This window comes from Jannaschia pohangensis, assembly GCF_900113875.1.
Lineage (GTDB): Bacteria > Pseudomonadota > Alphaproteobacteria > Rhodobacterales > Rhodobacteraceae > Jannaschia > Jannaschia pohangensis.
Window position 1 is genome coordinate 1,193,983 of sequence record NZ_FORA01000001.1, and the last position, 17,941, is coordinate 1,211,923.

Genomic DNA, 17,941 nt, shown 5'->3' on the forward strand with positions numbered 1-17,941 from the left:
GGCCAGTCAGGTCGGAGAGCTTGGAGCGGGCGGCGGGAATCGAACCCGCATCATCAGCTTGGAAGGCTGAGGTCTTACCATTACACAACGCCCGCAACAGACCGACGAAGTATTTCACGTCGCCCCGCCGGTCAAGACCGGGCGATCAGCTGTCGGTAATCGCCGCCGTCACCGACTGCGCGCGCCGCGCCTTGTGACGGTGCGAATAGACATAGCTGCAAAACCGCGCGACCAGCGGGGTCTTCCACCCCGCCTCCACTTCGATCCAGTCGCGCCAGAGCGCGCCCTCGCCGTTCTCCTCGACCGTCAGGCGAAGATCCCAGCGGGAGACCGAGGGGCTGTGCTCGCGGCTTTGCAGCAGGCGCTTGGCCGGATCGAGACGCACCACCTCCATCACATGGCCGCGCACCTTCATCAGCCCGAAGAACGTCACGTCAACGACATAGCGGTCCCCTTCGGCCACGCGCTGATCGGGCAAGCCGTCATAGCGGGCGATCTGGGCCATGGCCTTCTTCATCTCCGACAGGTCCAGCGCACTGCGAAACACCGTGTCGGCGTCGCGCGGATAGGTCGCTTCCACCATGATCGTCTTGGCCATGTCGCTCTCCGGTCTGCTGCGGTCTCAGTATGCACATCGGGGGCGCGGGCGACACGGGCGATATTGAACCCGGTCTCCGGCCCCTATAGACCGCGCGGGAACCTGACGAAGCCTCCGGAGACAACCATGTCCATCGACAAGGAAACCGCGCGCAAGGTGGCGAAACTCGCCCGGATTGCCGTGCCCGACGATCGGCTCGACGCCCTCGCCGGTGAGTTCAACGCGATCCTGGGGTTCATCGAGCAATTGCAGGAAGTCGATGTCGACGGCGTGGAGCCCATGGTGTCGGTCACGCCGCAACGGCTCAAGCGCCGCGAAGACGTGGTGACCGATGGGGGCCAGCAGCGGGCCGTCCTCGCCAATGCCCCCGATGCCCGCGAAGGGTTCTTTGCCGTTCCGAAGGTGGTGGAATGACCGATCTGACCGACCTGACAATCGCAACGGCCCGCGACGCGCTGCGCGCGGGCGAGACGACCGCCGTCGAACTGGCCGAGGCACATCTGACCGCGATCGAGGGGGCCGGGGCCCTCAACGCCTTCGTCCACCACACCCCCGACATCGCGCGCGCGCAGGCCGCCGCCGCCGACACGCGGATCAAGGCCGGTGACGCCCCCGCCCTGTGCGGCATCCCCATCGGGGTGAAGGACCTGTTCTGTACCAAGGGCGTGCCCAGTCAGGCTGCCTCTCGCATCCTTCAGGGGTTCAAGCCGGAGTACGAATCCACCGTCACGACGCAGCTTTTCGGCGCGGGCGCGGTCATGTTGGGCAAGCTCAACATGGACGAATTCGCCATGGGGTCGTCGAACGAGACCTCGACATATGGCAACGCGATCAACCCCTGGCGCGCGGGCAATTCGGACGCGGCGCTGACACCCGGCGGATCGTCGGGCGGGTCGGCCTCGGCCGTGGCGGCGCGCCTGTGCCTTGGCGCGACCGGCACCGATACCGGCGGATCGATCCGCCAGCCCGCCGCCTTCACCGGCACCGTTGGCATCAAGCCGACCTATGGCCGCGTCAGCCGGTGGGGCATCGTCGCCTTCGCCAGCAGCCTGGACCAGGCGGGCCCGATGACCCGCACCGTCCGCGACAGCGCGATCATGCTCGGGGCAATGGCGGGCCACGACCCCAAGGACAGCACCTCCGCCGATCTGGCCGTTCCCGATTTCGAGGCGATGCTGACCGGCGACATCAAGGGTCAGGTCATCGGCGTGCCGCGCGAATACCGCATGGACGGCATGCCCGAAGAGATCGACACGCTGTGGCAGGATGGCATCGAGATGCTGCGCGATGCCGGCGCCGAGATCCGCGACATCTCGCTGCCCCATACCAAATACGCGCTGCCCACATATTACGTCATCGCCCCCGCCGAAGCCTCGTCGAACCTTGCGCGCTATGACGGTGTGCGCTTCGGCCACCGCGCCGACATCGGTCAGGGCGACGGCATCACCGAGATGTACGAAAAGACCCGCGCCGAAGGCTTCGGCCCCGAGGTGCAGCGACGGGTCATGGTCGGGACCTATGTCCTGTCGGCGGGCTTTTACGACGCCTATTACAACCGGGCCCGCAAGGTCCGCGCCCTCATCAAGAAGGACTTCGACGACGTCTTTGCGGCGGGGGTCGACGCGATCCTGACGCCTGCGACACCGTCCTCGGCCTTCGAACTGGGATCGATGGCGGATGCCGACCCGATCGAGATGTACCTGAACGATGTTTTCACCGTGACGGTGAACCTTGCCGGGCTTCCGGGCGTTGCAGTTCCGACGGGACAGGACCGCAAGGGCCTGCCCATGGGACTGCAGGTGATCGGCAAGCCCTGGGAAGAGGGTGCGCTGCTGAATGTCGCACAATGTCTTGAGGATCGGGCCGGGTTCGTAGCCCGTGCGGAAAAATGGTGGTAGGGTCTTGGCCAAAGAGACGAGCAGAGGCGGTATGCGCGTGACAAACCTTTTGACGACACGACCCTTGTTGGCCGGTCTGGCACTGGTCCTGCTGGCAGCTTGCGAGCCGCCCTTGCCCGACAGCGGGTCGCGTGGCGCAGGCTTCGACACACCGGCACAGGTCGCGCAACGTCGCGAGGCAGAGCTGCGCAGCGCGCGCGCGGTCCGCCAACCCACGACGATCCGGCCGCCCGCCACCCCGCCCACGCCCCCCGGCGCGATCGTTCCGGGAGCGCCCGCGCCCCTGCCCACCCCCCTTGCTGCCCCGCAGACCGAGGCCGAGCGCCTCGCAAGCGAAACCCGCGCGGCCTTGGGCCAGTCGGCCGCAGCGGCCCCCACGGCTGCCCCGGCCCCATTGCCACAGTCCGCCACCTCCGCCTCCGCCCCGGACCTGGACCGCGACAATCCGAACCTCAGCCGAGAGCAGGACTTCGCCGCCGTCTCCGCGCAACGCGACATCGAAGCGGACGCAGAACGCCTGCGGGCCGCCCGGCAGCAATATCAACTGGTGCAACCGACCGAGTTGCAACGCCCCGATTCGACGGGTCCGAATATCTTCGCCTACGCTCTGAACGATGCCCGCCCCGTCGGCACGAATGGGGCCTTCCGCCGTGGCCTGACCGCGTCGTCGAGCCGGTCGGCCCAGAAATGCCAGGGCTACCGCAGCGACGACATCGCGCAGGAGGATTTCCTGGCCGCCGGCGGACCCGAGCGGGATCGTCTGGGCCTCGACCCAGACGGCGACGGCAATGCCTGCGCCTGGGATCCGGCGGTAGTGCGCAACCTGGTGCGGCGCCAGTAACCCTTGCAGATCACCGACCGGCCAAGCCCGAACCACGGGCCACGCAAGGACGGCAATCCCCGGCCCGACCTGATCGTGATCCATTACACGGCGATGACGGGCGGCCCCGGCCCGGCGATCAAGCGGCTGTGCGATCCTGGGACCGAGGTGTCCTGCCACTATGTCATCGGGGAATCGGGCGACATCAGCCGACTGGTCCCCGACCATCTGCGCGCCTGGCACGCCGGCGTGGGCCAATGGGGCCAATGGCACGACATCAACAGCCGTTCCATCGGGATCGAGCTGTCGAATGACGGCGCGTCGCCCTTCCCCGCCGATCAGATGACCGCGCTGGAGGCGCTGCTTCGCGACCTGATGGGGCGGCACGCCATAGGCGCAGAAGGGGTGATCGGCCATTCCGACTGTGCCCCCGGCCGCAAGATCGACCCGGGCCGGCGGTTCGACTGGCAGCGCTTCGCGCGTCAGGGTCTGGCCGTCTGGCCCAAGCCGGGAAATCCGGCGGACTCAGGCGGCTTTCGCACCCATGCCACGGCCTTCGGCTATACCGCGCCCGTCGACGACGACACCTTGCTGGCCGCCTTTCGTCTGCGGTTTCGACCCGGTGCGACCGGCCCCGTGACGGCAACCGATGCCAGCCTTGCCGCCGACCTTGCCCGCCGGTTCCCCGCGCCCCGGATTGACGCGCCGACGCCGACCGCCTAGGTCGCGGCGGTGCGGGGGGCCGGACGGCCGCGGGGTGCATTCCACCACGAGGAAAGTCCGGACTCCACAAAGCAACGGTGCCGGGTAACGCCCGGGCGGGGTAACCCGACGGAAAGCGCCACAGAAAACAGACCACCGTGGGTTCGCCCGCGGAAAGGGTGAAACGGTGGGGTAAGAGCCCACCGGGGGGCTGGCAACAGCGCCCGCATGGCAAGCCCCACCGGGAGCAACGCCGAATAGGGACCTCACGCTCCGGGCAACCGGTGGCACGGGCGCTTTGCCCCAGAGGTCCGGGTTGGCAGCTTGAGGCCCGAAGCGATTCGCGGTCCAGAGGAATGGTCGTCACCCGAGGGGCAGCCTTCGGGACAGAATCCGGCTTACAGGCCCCCCGCACACCTTGAGATTGTTTCAGATCGGCGGAAAACGCCCATTGGCGAACAGATGTGAACTTTTTCCTTGCCATGGCGGATCAATCCTTTGTCCGATGACCTCGGGGAATGCCTGGATTAATTTTGCCGGAGGTCGTGATGCCACACGCCGCCACTACCACGATTGCGTCGACAACACCTATTTCGCACCTTCCGCCGGGGTCTTTGGACCTGATCGACGACGACCGACGGCGTCGTGGACTGCTGTTTCGCGATGGTCGTATCGCCGCCCTGGGAAAGCCACTGTTGGATGACCTCGGGTTTGATGCGGATACGAACCTGCGCGGCCTGCATTTCGCGAGTTTCTGGGCCTACCGTGATCGAACCGACGTGATGAAGGCCCTTCAGCGGGCCGCGACCGAAGACCGTGCGGAACTGAGCCTCGACCTTGCTTACGTGAAGGGGCAATCGGGCTGCTGCGACATCACACTGGAAAAAGCCCCTGTCGGCGGATTGCTGGTGCTGACGCTGGAATGCCACGACTGATCCGATGATCGCCCCAAGGCGCGCTTGACACCCCGGTGTCAGCGGCTAGAAGGCAGCTTCCGGATTTCGCGGGCGCGGCGCATCATTGCCCCCCGTTTGTTGCAGGAGACACCAGATGGCGAAGCCCACCACGATCAAGATCCGGCTGAATTCCTCGGCTGGCACCGGCCACTTCTATGTGACCAAGAAGAACGCCCGTACAATGACCGAGAAAATGACCGTACGGAAGTATGACCCCGTCGTGCGCAAGCATGTCGAGTACAAGGAAGGCAAGATCAAGTAAGGCGAACGCCCCCTGATCACCGACCTCACGACAGGCCGCGCCGGGACACCGCCGCGGCCTTTTTGTTGTCCGGACCAGCCGTTTTTCTGACCGAGGTTGCCATGACAGACCATCCGACGATCCGTGCCACCACAGGCGCAGATGCCGCCGCCATCGATGCGCTTCTGGCGGTATCCTATCCCCGGCTTCTGGCGGGCGATTATTCCGCCGATCAACTGGCCCGCGCGCTTCCCCTGATGACGCGGGCCAAGCCGGAGCTGCTGGCCAGCGGCACCTACTTCCTGATCGAGGGGGCGGACGGCCAGGCCATCGCAGCCGGAGGGTGGAGCCTTGCCGCCCCCGGCACCGGCGAGACCGAGACGGGCCTGGCCCACGTGCGTCACGTCGCCTGTCACCCCGATCACCTGCGCTGCGGCCATGCCCGGCGCATCCTGGACAACATCATCCGCACTTCCCGGGACGCGTGGGTGACAGACCTCGACTGCCTGTCCACGCTGACGGCGGTGCCATTCTATGCGGCACAGGGGTTCGCGGTCATCGCCCGGGTGGATGTTCCTATCGGCGGGCGGGTGCCCTTTCCGTCCGTACAGATGCGGCGGGCGATCTGAAGTCGTCAGGCGAACAGGCCCGGGTCCGATCCCATATCGAGGCCCGGAAACACCAGCGACGACAGGGCCGCGCGGTCAGTCCCGAAAAGCCCATGCATGGCCCAGGCCGCATAAGCCCGCACGTCGCCCGTCGGCATGAGGTCGCGCCGGTCCAGCAGGGCCGCCTCGGACAGGCCGGGCCAGTCGCCCCAGACCTTGCCGCCGCGCAGGGCACCACCGGCCAGGATCATCGTGCCGCCCGTGCCGTGGTCCGTCCCACGCGTGCCGTTCTCGAATGCGGTCCTGCCGAACTCGGTCATCGTCAGAACCAGCGTGCGATCCCAGTCGGGACCAAGATCGGTCTTGAGGCGCAGCAACCCCTCCGACAGCGCGCGCAGACCGCGGGTGATCTGGTTGTCCTGACCCCGATGCGTGTCCCAGCCGCCAAGTGAAAGGGCCGCGATTCGGGCGTCGGCGCGCAATTGGGCGGCGGTGAAGGCGAAGAGCGCGTCGGTCTGATTGCCCTCCGCGTTGGTCGTGAGCCCGGCGAGGTCCAGCGCTTCCTCGGCTGCGGCCAGAAAGAGGGGGTCGTCGTGATAGCTGTGCAGCAGCAGGTCCGCTGTCGCGGGCGCCATATCGAGACTGGCATCCGGGGCCCAACTGGCATGGTCCGCTGCGCCACGCAGGATCAGCATCTCTTCGCGCCCCACGGCAAAGGCGGTGCGCCCATGTGCGTCGGGCAAAAGCGGCAACAGCCGGTTCAGCCAACCGTCCCGACCCGTCATCGGCGGAACCTCTCCGGCGGTGCCCGCCTCCAGAATGTCCTGCCCGTCGAAATGGCTGCGCTTGCCGCGATAGGGCGTGCTGACCGCCTGCGCGAACCCCAACTGGCCCGCGCGCCAGAGCGGCATCAGGTCGCCCAGTCCGGGATGGAGCGCATGGAACCCCGTCAGGTCCAGCGCCCCGGCGGCGGGCCCGATCGCGAACCCCGGACGCAAGGCGGCAAGCGCCGGATCGCCGTAGGGTTGCAAGGCGTCCAACCCGTCCATGGCGCCGCGCAGGATCACCACCACCAGCCGATTGTCTGTGGGCAGGGCGGCAAAGCTCATCGGGGTCATCAGGGGGAAGGCTGCCGCCGAACAGCCCAGAAGGCTCAGGAAACGGCGGCGGTCGGGCCTCAGATCCATGGCGTCATCTCCGTTGCATTTCAGGGGCAGCAAGAATGAGTCCGATCCCGGCGGCACGGTCCTCGGCGGCGTCGGCGGCAAAGCGCAGGCGTGCGCTCGCCAAGGGCCCGAGCGCCGTGTCCACGAACGCCCGAGGGTCAGGCGCAGGGTCGAGGGTGCCCGCCACCCGCATCGCCCAATCGAGCCGGGCAGCCAGACCTTGCGGCGTGATCCAGGCGGCGCCATCCTCGGGCCAGCCATCGGGCCCGGAGGGACGCAGCCAGGTCTGCCCCATCTGGAGCAGCGGGGTCGTGAGCCATTGGCGCAAGGTGCGCACCGGGGCATCGGCCAACGCGGCGCCCTGCCCTGTCACGCGCGCGACGGCGGCAACATAATCCAGCGGTCGACGCACCTTTTGCAGCGTTTCCGACCAGGCCGCCGGATGATCCAGCATGGCGCCATAGACCGCCATCAGATCACCGTCCGTCGCGCGCCAGGCGGCGTCCATTGCAGCGACAAGTCCGGGGTCGGGGTCGTCCGCCACGAAATGCACCGCCAGCTTGCGCGACAGGTAGCGCGCCGTGTCGGGATGGACGGACAGATCCTCCAGCACTCGGTCGATGTCGCCCGGATCCGGTCGGTCGCCCCCATAGCTGCGACCCAGAACCGTCTCGGCCCCGGGCTCCGCGATGTTGACGCGGAACAGGCTCTGCCCTTCCTTGTCGAGGCTGAGGCCGGTCAGAAGTTCCGCCAGTTCCCGCACATCGGTCTGGCTGTACCGCGCGCCGACGCCCAGGGTGTGCAGCTCCAGAACCTCGCGGGCCAGGTTCTCGTTCAGGCCGCCGCCCCGTCGTCCGCGCGGCGAATTCGGCCCGATGGAACTGCCCTGATCCAGATAGGCGACCATCGCCGGATGCGTCACCGCCGCCCGCAGAAGATCGGCAAAGCGCCCGGTCAGATGGGGGCGCAAAGCATCTTCGTGATAGCCACCGACCGTGCGACGCAGGAAACCACGGCTGTCCTCCACCGCGAAATGGTCGGCCCAGAACCACATCAGACGTTCGCGCATCCCGTCGCGCGTGATCGCGGCGCGGGCAATCGTGCGGCCAAGATCGACGTGATAGCGAGCGTTGAGCGACTGGTTCACGCGCCGATATTCGGCTTCCTTCTGCGGATCGGTCCGGCGCTCCTGACGCAGGCGAATGAACTCAACGGCCTCAAGGACGCGGATATCCCAACCCTCGACCGGAATCGCCGCTTGCGCCTGATCCGGCCCCGCCAACAACGCCAGAACCTCCGCTCCGTCGGTCGGCGCAGCAAGGTCAGGGGACAGACCGGTGCCAAACCGGATGGCGGCAATGGTGGATCTCATCCCATCTAGATAAGCTTCGCCGCGGCCTGCGCACAGAGGTCGCTGGCAAAATCGCAGCAGACCGGCAACAAACCTCCCGTTCCCGATCCGTTCCGTGCGGGTTTGGGCGTGACGGCGGCGGGGACGACCGCTAGATATGGGGGATGATCCGCCCTGCCCTCCCACTGCTGACATTTCTGCGCCGCCTCACGGGGTCCGCATGATGGATGGCACGTCGTTCGGATCGACCCGCCTCACGTCGGTTGAGGTCTGCGCGGGAGCCGGCGGGCAGGCTCTGGGGTTGGAGCAGGCGGGTTTCGACCACCTCGCCCTCTGCGAGATCGAGGCCCATGCCCGCGCGACGCTGCGCCTGAACCGCCCCGCCTGGAACGTGATCGAGGGCGCGGGTGCCGACCTCAAGACGTTCGATGCCACGCCCTACGCGGGCGTGGACCTTCTGGCCGGCGGCCTGCCCTGCCCGCCGTTTTCCGTGGCTGGTCAACAGCTTGGCGCACGGGACGAGCGGAACCTGTTCGACGACTTCCTGCGCATCGTCGGCCAGTGCCAGCCCAAGGCCGTCTTCATCGAGAATGTGCGCGGTTTTCTGGACCCGACCTTCGCCGATTTCCGCAAGCGGCTGGTGGGGCAATTTCGCAGGCGCGGCTATGCGGTCGACTGGCGCTTGCTGAACGCCTCCGATTTCGGCGTGCCGCAGCTGCGTCCCCGCGTGGCCATCGTCGGGTTTCGCAAGGGCGCGGCCAAGGGGTTCACCTGGCCCGAACCCGTCGGCGCGCCGCCCCCGACCGTGGGCGAGGCGTTGCGCGACCAGATGGCGGCGGGCGGTTGGCCCGGGGCCGCAGCCTGGTCCGATGGCGCGCAGAGCGTGGCCCCGACGCTGGTCGGCGGCTCCAAGAAACACGGCGGCCCCGATCTTGGCCCGACCCGCGCCCGGCGCGCGTGGCGTGACCTTGGGGTGGAAGGGAGGACCCTCGCCGAGGCGCCCCCCGGCCCGGACCATCAGGGGCTGCCCCGCCTGACCGTCCAGATGGCCGCCCGAATTCAGGGTTTTCCCGCCGACTGGGTGTTTTCGGGTCGCAAGACGCCCGCCTATCGGCAGGTCGGCAATGCCTTCCCCCCGCCCGTGGCCCAGGCCGTCGGGGCGCAGATCGCGGCGGCCCTGCTGCGCGCCCGCGTCCCGTGCGACAGCTGACGTGACCGTTTTCGCCGACCTGCGCCGCCAGTTTCACGCGACCCTTCTGGCCGAAGTCCTGACCCTGTCGGGCACCGGAGTGGCCAGCAACGCCGACAAGAGCAGCAAATGGAGCCGGATGTTCGCCGCCGGGATCATCGAGCGGATCGGCCATGCCGCCGTCGCTCCAAAGCTGGCCGGCCAGACATCGGGCGCGCGGTTCGAGGTGATCTGCGCCCAGTTCCTGACCGCGACGCAGGCACATCTGACCCACCTGCGCCCAGGCCGGTTCGAGGTGGAGGTCGGCGGCCATATCGCGCGGTTCCGGCAATATGCCCATCTCGACGAGCTTGAGGCGATTGCCCGGTCCAATCGCGAAATCGCCACGGCGCTTGGCTCCGACTACCTCATCAAGCCCGACATCCTCATCTCGCGCCAGCCCGAGGGCGACCGGGTCATCAACGCCCATGCGGCGCTGGTCGATTGGGACGTGGCGGGGCTCAGCGATCTGCGGGCGGGGATGACGGCGATGCCGCTTCTGCACGCCTCGGTCAGTTGCAAATGGACGTTGCGCAGCGACCGGGCGCAGAATGCGCGGTCCGAGGGGCTGAACCTGGTGCGCAACCGCAAGGGGCCCTTGCCGCATATCGTGGTCGTCACGGGTGAGCCGCTGCCAAGTCGGATCGCGTCACTGGCCCTCGGGACCGGGGACATCGATTGTGTCTATCACTTCGCTCTGCCCGAGTTGCGCGATGTGCTGACGACCCCCGGCAACGCGGCCTATCTGGAAACGCTGGACATGATGGTCGAGGGGGGCCGCCTCAAGGATATCAGCGACTTGCCCCTCGACCTCGTGTCCTAGTCCTTGGGCACAAGGCGCAGTCCAAGCTCCATCAGCTGACCGGAAATCGGCTCGCTCGGCGCGCCCATCATCAGGTCTTCGGCCCGCTGGTTCATCGGGAAGAGAATGACTTCGCGGATGTTCGCCTCGTCCGCCAAGAGCATGACGATCCGGTCAATGCCGGCGGCACAGCCCCCGTGGGGCGGCGCGCCGAACTGGAACGCCTTGACCATGCCGCCAAAGCGCTTGTGGACCTCATTCGCCGAATAGCCGGCCAGCTCGAATGCCTTGAACATGATCTCGGGCTTGTGGTTCCGGATCGCGCCGGAAATCAGCTCATAGCCGTTGCAGGCAAGGTCATACTGATAGCCGAGCACCTCAAGCGGATCACCGTTCAGCGCTTCCATCCCGCCCTGAGGCATCGAGAAGGGGTTGTGGCTGAAGTCGATTTTCCCCTCGTCGTCCTTTTCATACATCGGGAAGTCGACGATCCAGGCAAAGGCGAAGCGATCTTTGTCGGTTAAGCCAAGTTCGTCGCCAATCACGGTCCGCGCACGGCCTGCGACGCTTTCGAAGTCGGAGGCTTTGCCGCCAAGGAAGAAGGCAGCATCGCCAACACCGAGGTTCAATTGCTTCCGGATCTCCTCCGTTCGTGCGAGCCCAATGTTCTTTGCCAGCGGCCCAGCCGCTTCGATCGCGCCCATGCCTGCCTTCAAAACTGCCTGAGCGCGCTTAAATTCTCCAGCCTCTACAGCGGCCAGAGCTTCGTTCAGGAACTTTTCTCTTGCGGCAATCGTTTCGCTATCTGAAAGTTCAATCTGTTGAACTTGCTCTTTGAGTTGATCCCAAGACTGGATCAACGCGTCTCTAGCGTCTTCAAGCTCCCTGTTTCCCTCCCATTCGTCGATCTTGTCTGCCAGTGCAGTCATACTAGCGTGCAATTCCTCAAATTTCTCTGGATCACCGAATTTGCGCCAGAAGATATACCCCATCCCCGGCAGGCCCTGTTCCTGGGCGAATTTGTTCATCCGGTCGCAGAACTTGCGCGACCCCCCCGTGGGGGCCGGGATGGCGCGGATCTCGGTGCCGTCCTTCTCCAGCAGCGAGGCGAAGATGGCAAAGCCGGAGCCGCGGAAATGCTCGGAGACGTCCTGCATCCGGATCGGGTTGCGAAGGTCCGGCTTGTCTGTTCCGAACATCAGCGCCGAATCCTTGTAGCTGATCTGCGGCCATTCGGCATCGACCTTGCGACCGCCGCCGAACTCTTCGAACAGGCCAGCGACTACAGGCTGAATCGTATCGAAAACATCCTGTTGGTCAACGAAGCTCATCTCCATGTCCAGCTGGTAGAAGTCGGTCGGCGAGCGGTCGGCGCGGGGGTCTTCGTCGCGGAAGCAAGGCGCGATTTGAAAGTACTTATCGAACCCTGACACCATCAGCAGCTGCTTGAACTGCTGCGGCGCCTGCGGCAGGGCATAGACCTTGCCGGGGTGAAGACGCGACGGCACGATGAAGTCGCGCGCGCCTTCGGGCGACGATGCGGTAATGATCGGTGTCTGGAACTCGTTGAAGCCCTGATCCCACATCCGGTTGCGGATGGAGCGGACGACATTGGACCGCAGCTTCATGTTGCGCTGCATCGCGTCGCGGCGCAGATCGAGGAAGCGATACTTCAGCCGCGTCTCTTCGGGGTATTCCTGATCGCCGAAGACCATCAGCGGCAATTCGTCCGCCGATCCCAGAACCTCCAGATCGCGCACGAAAACCTCGACTTCGCCCGTGGGGATCTTGGGGTTGACCAGTTCGGGATCACGGGCCTTCACGGTGCCGTCGATGCGGATGCAGTATTCGGACCGCACCTTCTCCATCTGGGCAAACACGGGGCTGTCAGGATCGCAGAGCACCTGCGTGATGCCATAGGTGTCGCGCAGGTCGACAAACAGGATACCGCCATGGTCGCGGATGCGGTGGACCCACCCCGACAGGCGGACGGTGTCGCCCACATCGGACTTGGTCAGACCGGCGCAGGTATGGGTACGGTAGGCGTGCATCAGGCTCTCCCCAGGGGGTCATGTCAGCGGTTGGCCCGATGAACACGCCCCCCGGGCAGGTGTCAACCTGAGACGGGCCTTCGCCCGTCCCAGGTGTGGTCCATGGACCTGTTTCGCCGCGTCAGAAGATGATCTGCCAGGTCGGCGCCATCCGGATGCATTTGCTGGTGTGCAGGATGACTTCGTACTCGCTGGCTCCCGTCTGGATGAACTCCTCCCATTCCTGACTCCACTCGAGGCAGACCATCACCAGGACCGCGCCCGCCGGCGGTTTTTCAAGCTCGAACCGGGGGTTGTCGCTGATGACATCGGGCGGAAGGGTCCAGCTTGCGTCGAGCGACCCGAGGCGGTCATGGCAGCCGATATTGGCGCCGATATAGGCCGCCAGGAAGACATACTCTTCGACCGCGAACTGCAGGGCATCGACCGCATAGGGCAGGGTCTCCTGGGACAATTGCGCCCCCGCCCCGGCCCCGATGGCCGCACCATAGGGGTTGTCGCTCAGGCCGGCGCCCACCACGCCGCCGATGGCGCCGACGACAAGGGGCCCCAACTCATCCGCGACGAAATCCGTCATGTCGTCGAAGAGCTGGGTGTTGCCGGGGGCAGCTGACCGGGCGACGCCGTTGGCATAGTCCTGACAGAAGGCCACGGCCCCGGCGCTGCCTGCGGTGCCGAGCGAGCTGGAGATATCGATGCCGCTGGAGGTGTCGATCACATTGCCCTCCCCGTCAGCGATGATGGTCTCGTGGCGCTGGCCTTCGCTGCTGACGGGAAGGGACACGCGATGCGTCAGTTCCGCCTTGCGGGTGGGTCGGCTGTTGGGATCGAAGAGGGTGAAGGTCGTCTCGACCCACTGCCCCGCCTCACCGAAAAAGGGCCAGTCCTCGCCGCTCAGGTCGATGCGCATTTCACCGCGGATCCGCGCCAGCACGGGATATCCCGCCCAGGTGCTGCGGAGGGCACTCGCCAGCGCGCCCTTGCCCGTCGCGGGGACCGGCTCGGCCAGAATATAGCTCACCATGGCCTGCCGCCGCAGGACCGTCAGTTGCAACAGGTTGCCATCGGGCGTCGCGATGACGTTGTAGGAAACGACGGGTTCGGGCGCGATCCGGTTCACGAAGGTCCAGTTCACCAGGTGCCCGTCAAACGTGCTGATCACCGAAGGTCGGTGCAACGCGCCAGGCGTGACGCGCGCATCGGTCGGCAGGCGGGTCACCTGCGCCTGCGCGGTTGCGGCAAAGGCACCAAGCAGAAGGCCGAGCATCAGGCCCGGCGCGAAAAAGCGGAATAATGTCATGGGTGAAATCCTTTGACTGGGTTTCAATACCGGCCAGCCTGCCCCATGCGTCACCGCTTCCCAATTGCGGGAATCCATACCTTTGCCACCCGCCCGGCCTGCGCACACGCGAACGAGGGTTGCACCCCCCCTTCCGCCCCCCTAAACCGCCGACTGTTTGACATCACCGGGGGAGTCAGGGCCATGCCGAAGCGGACGGACATCAAGTCCATCATGATCATTGGCGCGGGCCCCATCGTGATCGGGCAGGCCTGCGAATTCGACTACTCCGGCGCCCAGGCCTGCAAGGCCCTGCGCGAGGAAGGCTATCGCGTCATCCTCGTCAACTCGAACCCGGCCACGATCATGACCGACCCGGGCCTGGCCGACGCCACCTATATCGAACCGATCACCCCCGAAATCGTCGCCAAGATCATCGCCAAGGAGCGTCCCGATGCGCTGTTGCCGACGATGGGCGGGCAGACGGGTCTGAACACGGCGCTGGCGCTGGATGACATGGGCGTGCTTGCGGAATACAACGTCGAGCTGATCGGCGCAAAACGCGCCGCCATCGAGATGGCCGAAGACCGCAAATTGTTCCGCGAGGCGATGGACAGGCTCGGCATCGAGAACCCCAAGGCCACCATCGTCGCGGCCCCCAAGGGGGCGAACGGGAAATACGACATCACCGCAGGACTTGCCGCCGCGATGGACGCCATCGAATTCGTCGGCCTGCCCGCGATCATCCGCCCCGCCTTCACCCTGGGCGGCACCGGCGGCGGCGTGGCCTATAACCGCGCCGATTACGAGCGGATCTGCCGGACCGGCCTTGAAGCGTCGCCGATGGCGCAGATCCTCGTCGACGAGAGCCTTCTGGGGTGGAAGGAATTCGAGATGGAGGTGGTGCGCGACACCGCCGACAATGCCATCATCGTCTGTGCCATCGAGAACGTCGACCCGATGGGCGTGCACACCGGCGATTCCATCACCGTGGCCCCGGCGCTGACGCTGACGGACAAGGAATACCAGATCATGCGGACGCACAGCATCAACGTGCTGCGCGAGATCGGGGTCGAAACGGGGGGGTCGAATGTGCAGTGGGCCGTGAACCCCGCCGACGGGCGCATGGTCGTGATCGAGATGAACCCGCGCGTGTCGCGGTCGTCGGCGCTGGCCTCCAAGGCGACCGGTTTCCCGATTGCCAAGATCGCCGCCAAGCTGGCCGTGGGATACACGCTCGACGAATTGGACAACGACATCACCAAGGTGACGCCCGCCTCGTTCGAGCCGACGATCGATTATGTCGTTACCAAGATCCCGCGCTTCGCTTTCGAGAAATTCCCGGGTGCCGAGCCGCTTTTGACCACGGCGATGAAGTCCGTGGGCGAGGTGATGTCGATTGGCCGAACCTTCCACGAAAGCCTGCAGAAGGCGCTGGCGTCGATGGAGACGGGTCTTACCGGATTTGACGAAATCGAACTTTCCATGGACCCGGCCGCGATCAAGGCGGCCCTGGGTCGCCAGACCCCGGACCGGATCCGCGTTATCGCCCAGGCCATGCGCAACGGCCTGTCGGATACAGAGATCAATGCGGTCACCAAGTTCGATCCTTGGTTCCTGGCCCGGATCCGTGAAATCATGGACTTGGAATCCGAAGTTAAGGCAAATGGCTTGCCCGTGACCGAGGATGGCTTGCGCCGTCTGAAGATGTACGGCTTCACCGATGCACGCCTTGCCAAGCTGACCGGACGGACCGAAGACAACGTCCGGCGCGCCCGTCTGAACCTGGGCGTAATTGCACAATTCAAACGTATCGACACCTGCGCCGCCGAGTTCGAGGCACAGACGCCCTATATGTATTCGACCTATGAAGTGCCCGTCATGGACGAGCCGGAGTGCGAAAGTCGGCCGACCGATGCCAAGAAGGTCGTCATCCTGGGCGGCGGTCCGAACCGCATAGGCCAGGGCATCGAATTCGACTACTGCTGCTGTCACGCCTGCTTCTCGCTGACCGAGCAAGGCTATGAGACGATCATGGTCAACTGCAATCCCGAGACGGTCAGCACCGACTACGACACTTCGGATCGCCTCTATTTCGAGCCGCTGACCTTCGAGCACGTGATGGAGATCCTGAGGGTGGAGCAGGACAACGGCACCCTGCACGGCGTCATCGTCCAGTTCGGCGGACAGACGCCTTTGAAGCTGGCCAATGCGCTGCACAATGCCGGTATTCCGATCCTCGGGACCACCCCCGACGCCATCGACCTCGCCGAAGATCGTGAACGGTTCAGCGCGCTTGTGGACCAATTGGGCCTGAAGCAGCCGAAGAACGCGATTGCCCATTCCGACGCCGAAGCCCGCCTTCGGGCCGAAGAATTGGGATATCCGCTGGTCATCCGGCCGTCCTATGTCCTGGGTGGGCGGGCGATGGAGATTGTTCGCGATACCGCGCAACTCGAACGCTACATCCGCGAGGCCGTGGTCGTCTCGGGCGACAGCCCCGTCCTCCTCGACAGCTATCTGTCGGGCGCTATCGAGGTGGATGTCGACGCCCTGTCCGACGGCGACGCGGTCCACGTCGCGGGCATCATGCAGCACATCGAAGAGGCCGGCGTTCATTCGGGCGATAGCGCCTGCTGCCTGCCACCGCACACCCTGTCGCGCGATGTCATCAACGTCATCCGCGAACAGACCGTCGCCCTGGCGCGCGCCTTGCGGGTCGTAGGGCTGATGAACGTGCAGTTCGCGGTCAAGGAGGACGAGGTCTACCTGATCGAGGTGAACCCCCGTGCCTCCCGCACGGTACCCTTCGTGGCCAAGGCCGTCGACTCGGCCATTGCGTCGATTGCCGCCCGTCTGATGGCCGGGGAGCCCTTGTCGAACTTCCCGCTGCGCGACCCCTATCCGGGTGACGCGAACCCGGACCATGTGCCGATCGGCGATCTGATGACCCTCGCCCATCCGGACACGCCCTGGTTCTCGGTCAAGGAAGCGGTCCTGCCGTTTGCGCGTTTCCCCGGCGTCGACACGCTTCTGGGCCCCGAAATGCGGTCGACTGGCGAAGTCATGGGGTGGGACCGGTCGTTCCCCCGCGCCTTCCTCAAGGCCCAGATGGGGGCCGGCACGCGCCTGCCCGAAGGTGGGACGGTGTTCCTGTCGATCAAGGACGACGACAAGACGACGCAACTGGTCGAGACGGCGGCGACGCTGACCGATCTGGGCTTTTCCATCATGGCGACCTCTGGCACGGCGGAATTCCTGGCGCGGCATGGCATCGACAGCCGCCATGTGAACAAGGCCTATGAGGGCGGGCGGACCGTCGTAGACGTCATGAAGGACGGCGAAATCGTCCTCGTGATGAACACCACCGAAGGCGTTCAGGCGGTCGAGGACAGCCGCTCCATGCGCAACGTGGCGCTGACCGACCGTATTCCGTACTTCACGACGCTCTCCGGGGCGCACGCCGCGGCCCTGGCCATCCGCGCGATGACCGAGGGCGAGCTCGAGGTGCGCTCGCTCCAGTGAGTTAACCAAGTCATTGAATTTTAACCATCAACTCGCAAACCCGCTCTGACATCCATGTCGGGACGGGCGCCCGATTTCTGACACATCCGCACCCGAAACATCGACCATCCGTCACCAGGTGGAGGTCCCGGAATGTCAGACGTCACCACAACCCCGCTCAGCCGTTTCTTCGGTCGATTGTCCCGCCGGTTCCCGTCCGAGCGGATCACAGAATTGCACGCCCTGAATGCTGCAACCGTGGATACCGCGCCCCTTCTGGAAGCGAACCGGCAGTTCGTGTTCCTGCACCTGCGCGACCTGGCCGGGCGGCACGGGCTGCACGTGGCCCCCGCGGTGTCGGTCGATTCGATCCTGACAATTCGTGCAGGCTTATCCGGTGGTAGTGATGCGACCGAGCGGGCCATGCAGCACATGCGTGTGGATTTCCTTCTGATGGACGGGGCCGCGCGTCCGGTGCTCGCCATCGACTGCGTCTGTCCGAACGTCAGCCCCGACAACCTCAAGAGCCGTATTTTCGAAAAGGCCCGTCTGCCGTTGCTGGATCTGGCCGGGGGTGACGCGCTCGAGGCGGATATGACGTTGATCGAGACGACGCTCCTCGCCCTTCCAGGTGTCTGCGGCGCAAGTCGCGCGAACTAGATCGGTCTCGTTGCGCGTCGACGCGAGAACGCCGGTCCCGACCCTCTGCCTTGACCTCCACCCCGTTTCCCGGCAGC

The 17,941-nt window shown here is 65.6% G+C and carries 16 protein-coding genes, 1 tRNA gene and 1 other RNA gene; 12 read left to right on the forward strand and 6 right to left on the reverse strand.

The genetic code is table 11. The annotated features are described in order from the left end of the window. Positions 1-21: 21 nt before the first annotated feature. Positions 22-95 (reverse strand) — tRNA-Gly (locus tag BM002_RS05990). A gap of 50 nt (positions 96-145) precedes the next feature. Then, positions 146-598: an SRPBCC family protein gene (locus BM002_RS05995; RefSeq protein ID WP_092778212.1), complete on the reverse strand. Its 453-nt coding sequence runs from the start codon at positions 596-598 to the stop codon at positions 146-148. A 126-nt stretch (positions 599-724) separates the two neighbouring features. Here BM002_RS05995 and gatC point away from each other — a divergent pair, with 126 nt between their 5' ends. From gatC to BM002_RS06035, 8 genes are all read left to right on the forward strand, one after another. Beyond that, the gene (gene gatC / locus BM002_RS06000; protein WP_092778214.1) at positions 725-1,012 is read left to right on the forward strand and encodes an Asp-tRNA(Asn)/Glu-tRNA(Gln) amidotransferase subunit GatC; all 288 of its coding nucleotides are present in this window, start codon (positions 725-727) and stop codon (positions 1,010-1,012) included. Beyond that, positions 1,009-2,496 carry an Asp-tRNA(Asn)/Glu-tRNA(Gln) amidotransferase subunit GatA gene (gene gatA, locus BM002_RS06005; protein ID WP_092778216.1) on the forward strand — a complete coding sequence of 496 codons (1,488 nt, stop codon included), beginning with the start codon at positions 1,009-1,011 and terminating at the stop codon, positions 2,494-2,496. The genes gatC and gatA overlap by 4 nt, the downstream gene beginning before the upstream one ends. Positions 2,497-2,533: 37 nt before the next feature. Then, entirely contained in the window at positions 2,534-3,337 is an 804-nt protein-coding gene (locus tag BM002_RS06010) for a hypothetical protein (protein WP_139212290.1), read from the forward strand. Between the two features lie 3 nt (positions 3,338-3,340). Continuing rightward, a complete protein-coding gene (locus BM002_RS06015) occupies positions 3,341-4,039 on the forward strand; it encodes an N-acetylmuramoyl-L-alanine amidase (RefSeq protein ID WP_245749141.1) in 699 nt (232 codons plus the stop codon). Positions 4,040-4,050: 11 nt separating this feature from the next. Then, an RNA gene (gene rnpB / locus BM002_RS06020) (RNase P RNA component class A) lies at positions 4,051-4,435 on the forward strand. Positions 4,436-4,566: 131 nt separating this feature from the next. After that, the gene (locus BM002_RS06025) at positions 4,567-4,953 is read left to right on the forward strand and encodes a hypothetical protein (protein WP_175484815.1); all 387 of its coding nucleotides are present in this window, start codon (positions 4,567-4,569) and stop codon (positions 4,951-4,953) included. Positions 4,954-5,068: 115 nt separating this feature from the next. Then, positions 5,069-5,236, forward strand: coding sequence for a 50S ribosomal protein L33 (gene rpmG, locus BM002_RS06030; RefSeq protein ID WP_021098674.1), 168 nt, complete (start codon positions 5,069-5,071; stop codon positions 5,234-5,236). A gap of 101 nt (positions 5,237-5,337) precedes the next feature. Continuing rightward, the gene (locus BM002_RS06035; RefSeq protein WP_092778222.1) at positions 5,338-5,844 is read left to right on the forward strand and encodes a GNAT family N-acetyltransferase; all 507 of its coding nucleotides are present in this window, start codon (positions 5,338-5,340) and stop codon (positions 5,842-5,844) included. 5 nt (positions 5,845-5,849) lie between these two features. Here BM002_RS06035 and BM002_RS06040 read toward each other — a convergent pair whose 3' ends face one another. After that, the gene (locus BM002_RS06040) at positions 5,850-7,010 is read right to left on the reverse strand and encodes a DUF1501 domain-containing protein (protein WP_092778224.1); all 1,161 of its coding nucleotides are present in this window, start codon (positions 7,008-7,010) and stop codon (positions 5,850-5,852) included. Positions 7,011-7,014: 4 nt separating this feature from the next. After that, complete coding sequence (locus BM002_RS06045) at positions 7,015-8,361, reverse strand: DUF1800 domain-containing protein (RefSeq protein WP_092778226.1); 1,347 nt, start codon at positions 8,359-8,361, stop codon at positions 7,015-7,017. A 202-nt stretch (positions 8,362-8,563) separates the two neighbouring features. On the opposite strand from BM002_RS06045, the gene BM002_RS06050 reads away from it, so the two are divergent. Both BM002_RS06050 and BM002_RS06055 read left to right on the forward strand, forming a co-directional pair. Continuing rightward, a complete protein-coding gene (locus tag BM002_RS06050; protein ID WP_092778859.1) occupies positions 8,564-9,550 on the forward strand; it encodes a DNA cytosine methyltransferase in 987 nt (328 codons plus the stop codon). A 1-nt stretch (position 9,551) separates the two neighbouring features. Beyond that, positions 9,552-10,391 carry an NgoMIV family type II restriction endonuclease gene (locus BM002_RS06055; protein ID WP_217641147.1) on the forward strand — a complete coding sequence of 280 codons (840 nt, stop codon included), beginning with the start codon at positions 9,552-9,554 and terminating at the stop codon, positions 10,389-10,391. Here the strand turns inward: BM002_RS06055 and aspS are convergent. Then, positions 10,388-12,421, reverse strand: coding sequence for an aspartate--tRNA ligase (gene aspS, locus BM002_RS06060; protein ID WP_092778230.1), 2,034 nt, complete (start codon positions 12,419-12,421; stop codon positions 10,388-10,390). The two genes, BM002_RS06055 and aspS, sit on opposite strands and share 4 nt — an antisense overlap. Positions 12,422-12,542: 121 nt before the next feature. Next, the gene (locus tag BM002_RS06065; RefSeq protein ID WP_092778232.1) at positions 12,543-13,721 is read right to left on the reverse strand and encodes a hypothetical protein; all 1,179 of its coding nucleotides are present in this window, start codon (positions 13,719-13,721) and stop codon (positions 12,543-12,545) included. A gap of 183 nt (positions 13,722-13,904) precedes the next feature. Between BM002_RS06065 and carB the strand changes: the two genes are divergently transcribed. Together carB and BM002_RS06075 are read left to right on the forward strand one after the other, a co-directional pair. Further along, positions 13,905-17,225, forward strand: coding sequence for a carbamoyl-phosphate synthase large subunit (gene carB / locus BM002_RS06070; protein WP_092778234.1), 3,321 nt, complete (start codon positions 13,905-13,907; stop codon positions 17,223-17,225). Between the two features lie 132 nt (positions 17,226-17,357). Then, positions 17,358-17,864, forward strand: a complete 507-nt coding sequence (locus BM002_RS06075) for a DUF2726 domain-containing protein (protein WP_092778236.1) — start codon at positions 17,358-17,360, stop codon at positions 17,862-17,864. The last annotated feature ends 77 nt before the right edge of the window (positions 17,865-17,941 follow it).

Excerpts from the sequence above, each read along its gene's own strand:
- BM002_RS06075 (WP_092778236.1), top strand. The coding sequence starts at position 17,358 with ATGTCAGACGTCACCACAACCCCGCTCAGCCGTTTCTTCGGTCGATTG.
- rpmG (WP_021098674.1), top strand. The coding sequence starts at position 5,069 with ATGGCGAAGCCCACCACGATCAAGATCCGGCTGAATTCCTCGGCTGGC.
- gatC (WP_092778214.1), top strand. The coding sequence starts at position 725 with ATGTCCATCGACAAGGAAACCGCGCGCAAGGTGGCGAAACTCGCCCGG.
- BM002_RS06050 (WP_092778859.1), top strand. The coding sequence starts at position 8,564 with ATGGATGGCACGTCGTTCGGATCGACCCGCCTCACGTCGGTTGAGGTC.
- BM002_RS06040 (WP_092778224.1), bottom strand. The coding sequence starts at position 7,010 with ATGGATCTGAGGCCCGACCGCCGCCGTTTCCTGAGCCTTCTGGGCTGT.
- gatA (WP_092778216.1), top strand. The coding sequence starts at position 1,009 with ATGACCGATCTGACCGACCTGACAATCGCAACGGCCCGCGACGCGCTG.
- BM002_RS06065 (WP_092778232.1), bottom strand. The coding sequence starts at position 13,721 with ATGACATTATTCCGCTTTTTCGCGCCGGGCCTGATGCTCGGCCTTCTG.
- BM002_RS05995 (WP_092778212.1), bottom strand. The coding sequence starts at position 598 with ATGGCCAAGACGATCATGGTGGAAGCGACCTATCCGCGCGACGCCGAC.
- carB (WP_092778234.1), top strand. The coding sequence starts at position 13,905 with ATGCCGAAGCGGACGGACATCAAGTCCATCATGATCATTGGCGCGGGC.
- BM002_RS06045 (WP_092778226.1), bottom strand. The coding sequence starts at position 8,361 with ATGAGATCCACCATTGCCGCCATCCGGTTTGGCACCGGTCTGTCCCCT.
- aspS (WP_092778230.1), bottom strand. The coding sequence starts at position 12,421 with ATGCACGCCTACCGTACCCATACCTGCGCCGGTCTGACCAAGTCCGAT.
- BM002_RS06035 (WP_092778222.1), top strand. The coding sequence starts at position 5,338 with ATGACAGACCATCCGACGATCCGTGCCACCACAGGCGCAGATGCCGCC.
- BM002_RS06025 (WP_175484815.1), top strand. The coding sequence starts at position 4,567 with ATGCCACACGCCGCCACTACCACGATTGCGTCGACAACACCTATTTCG.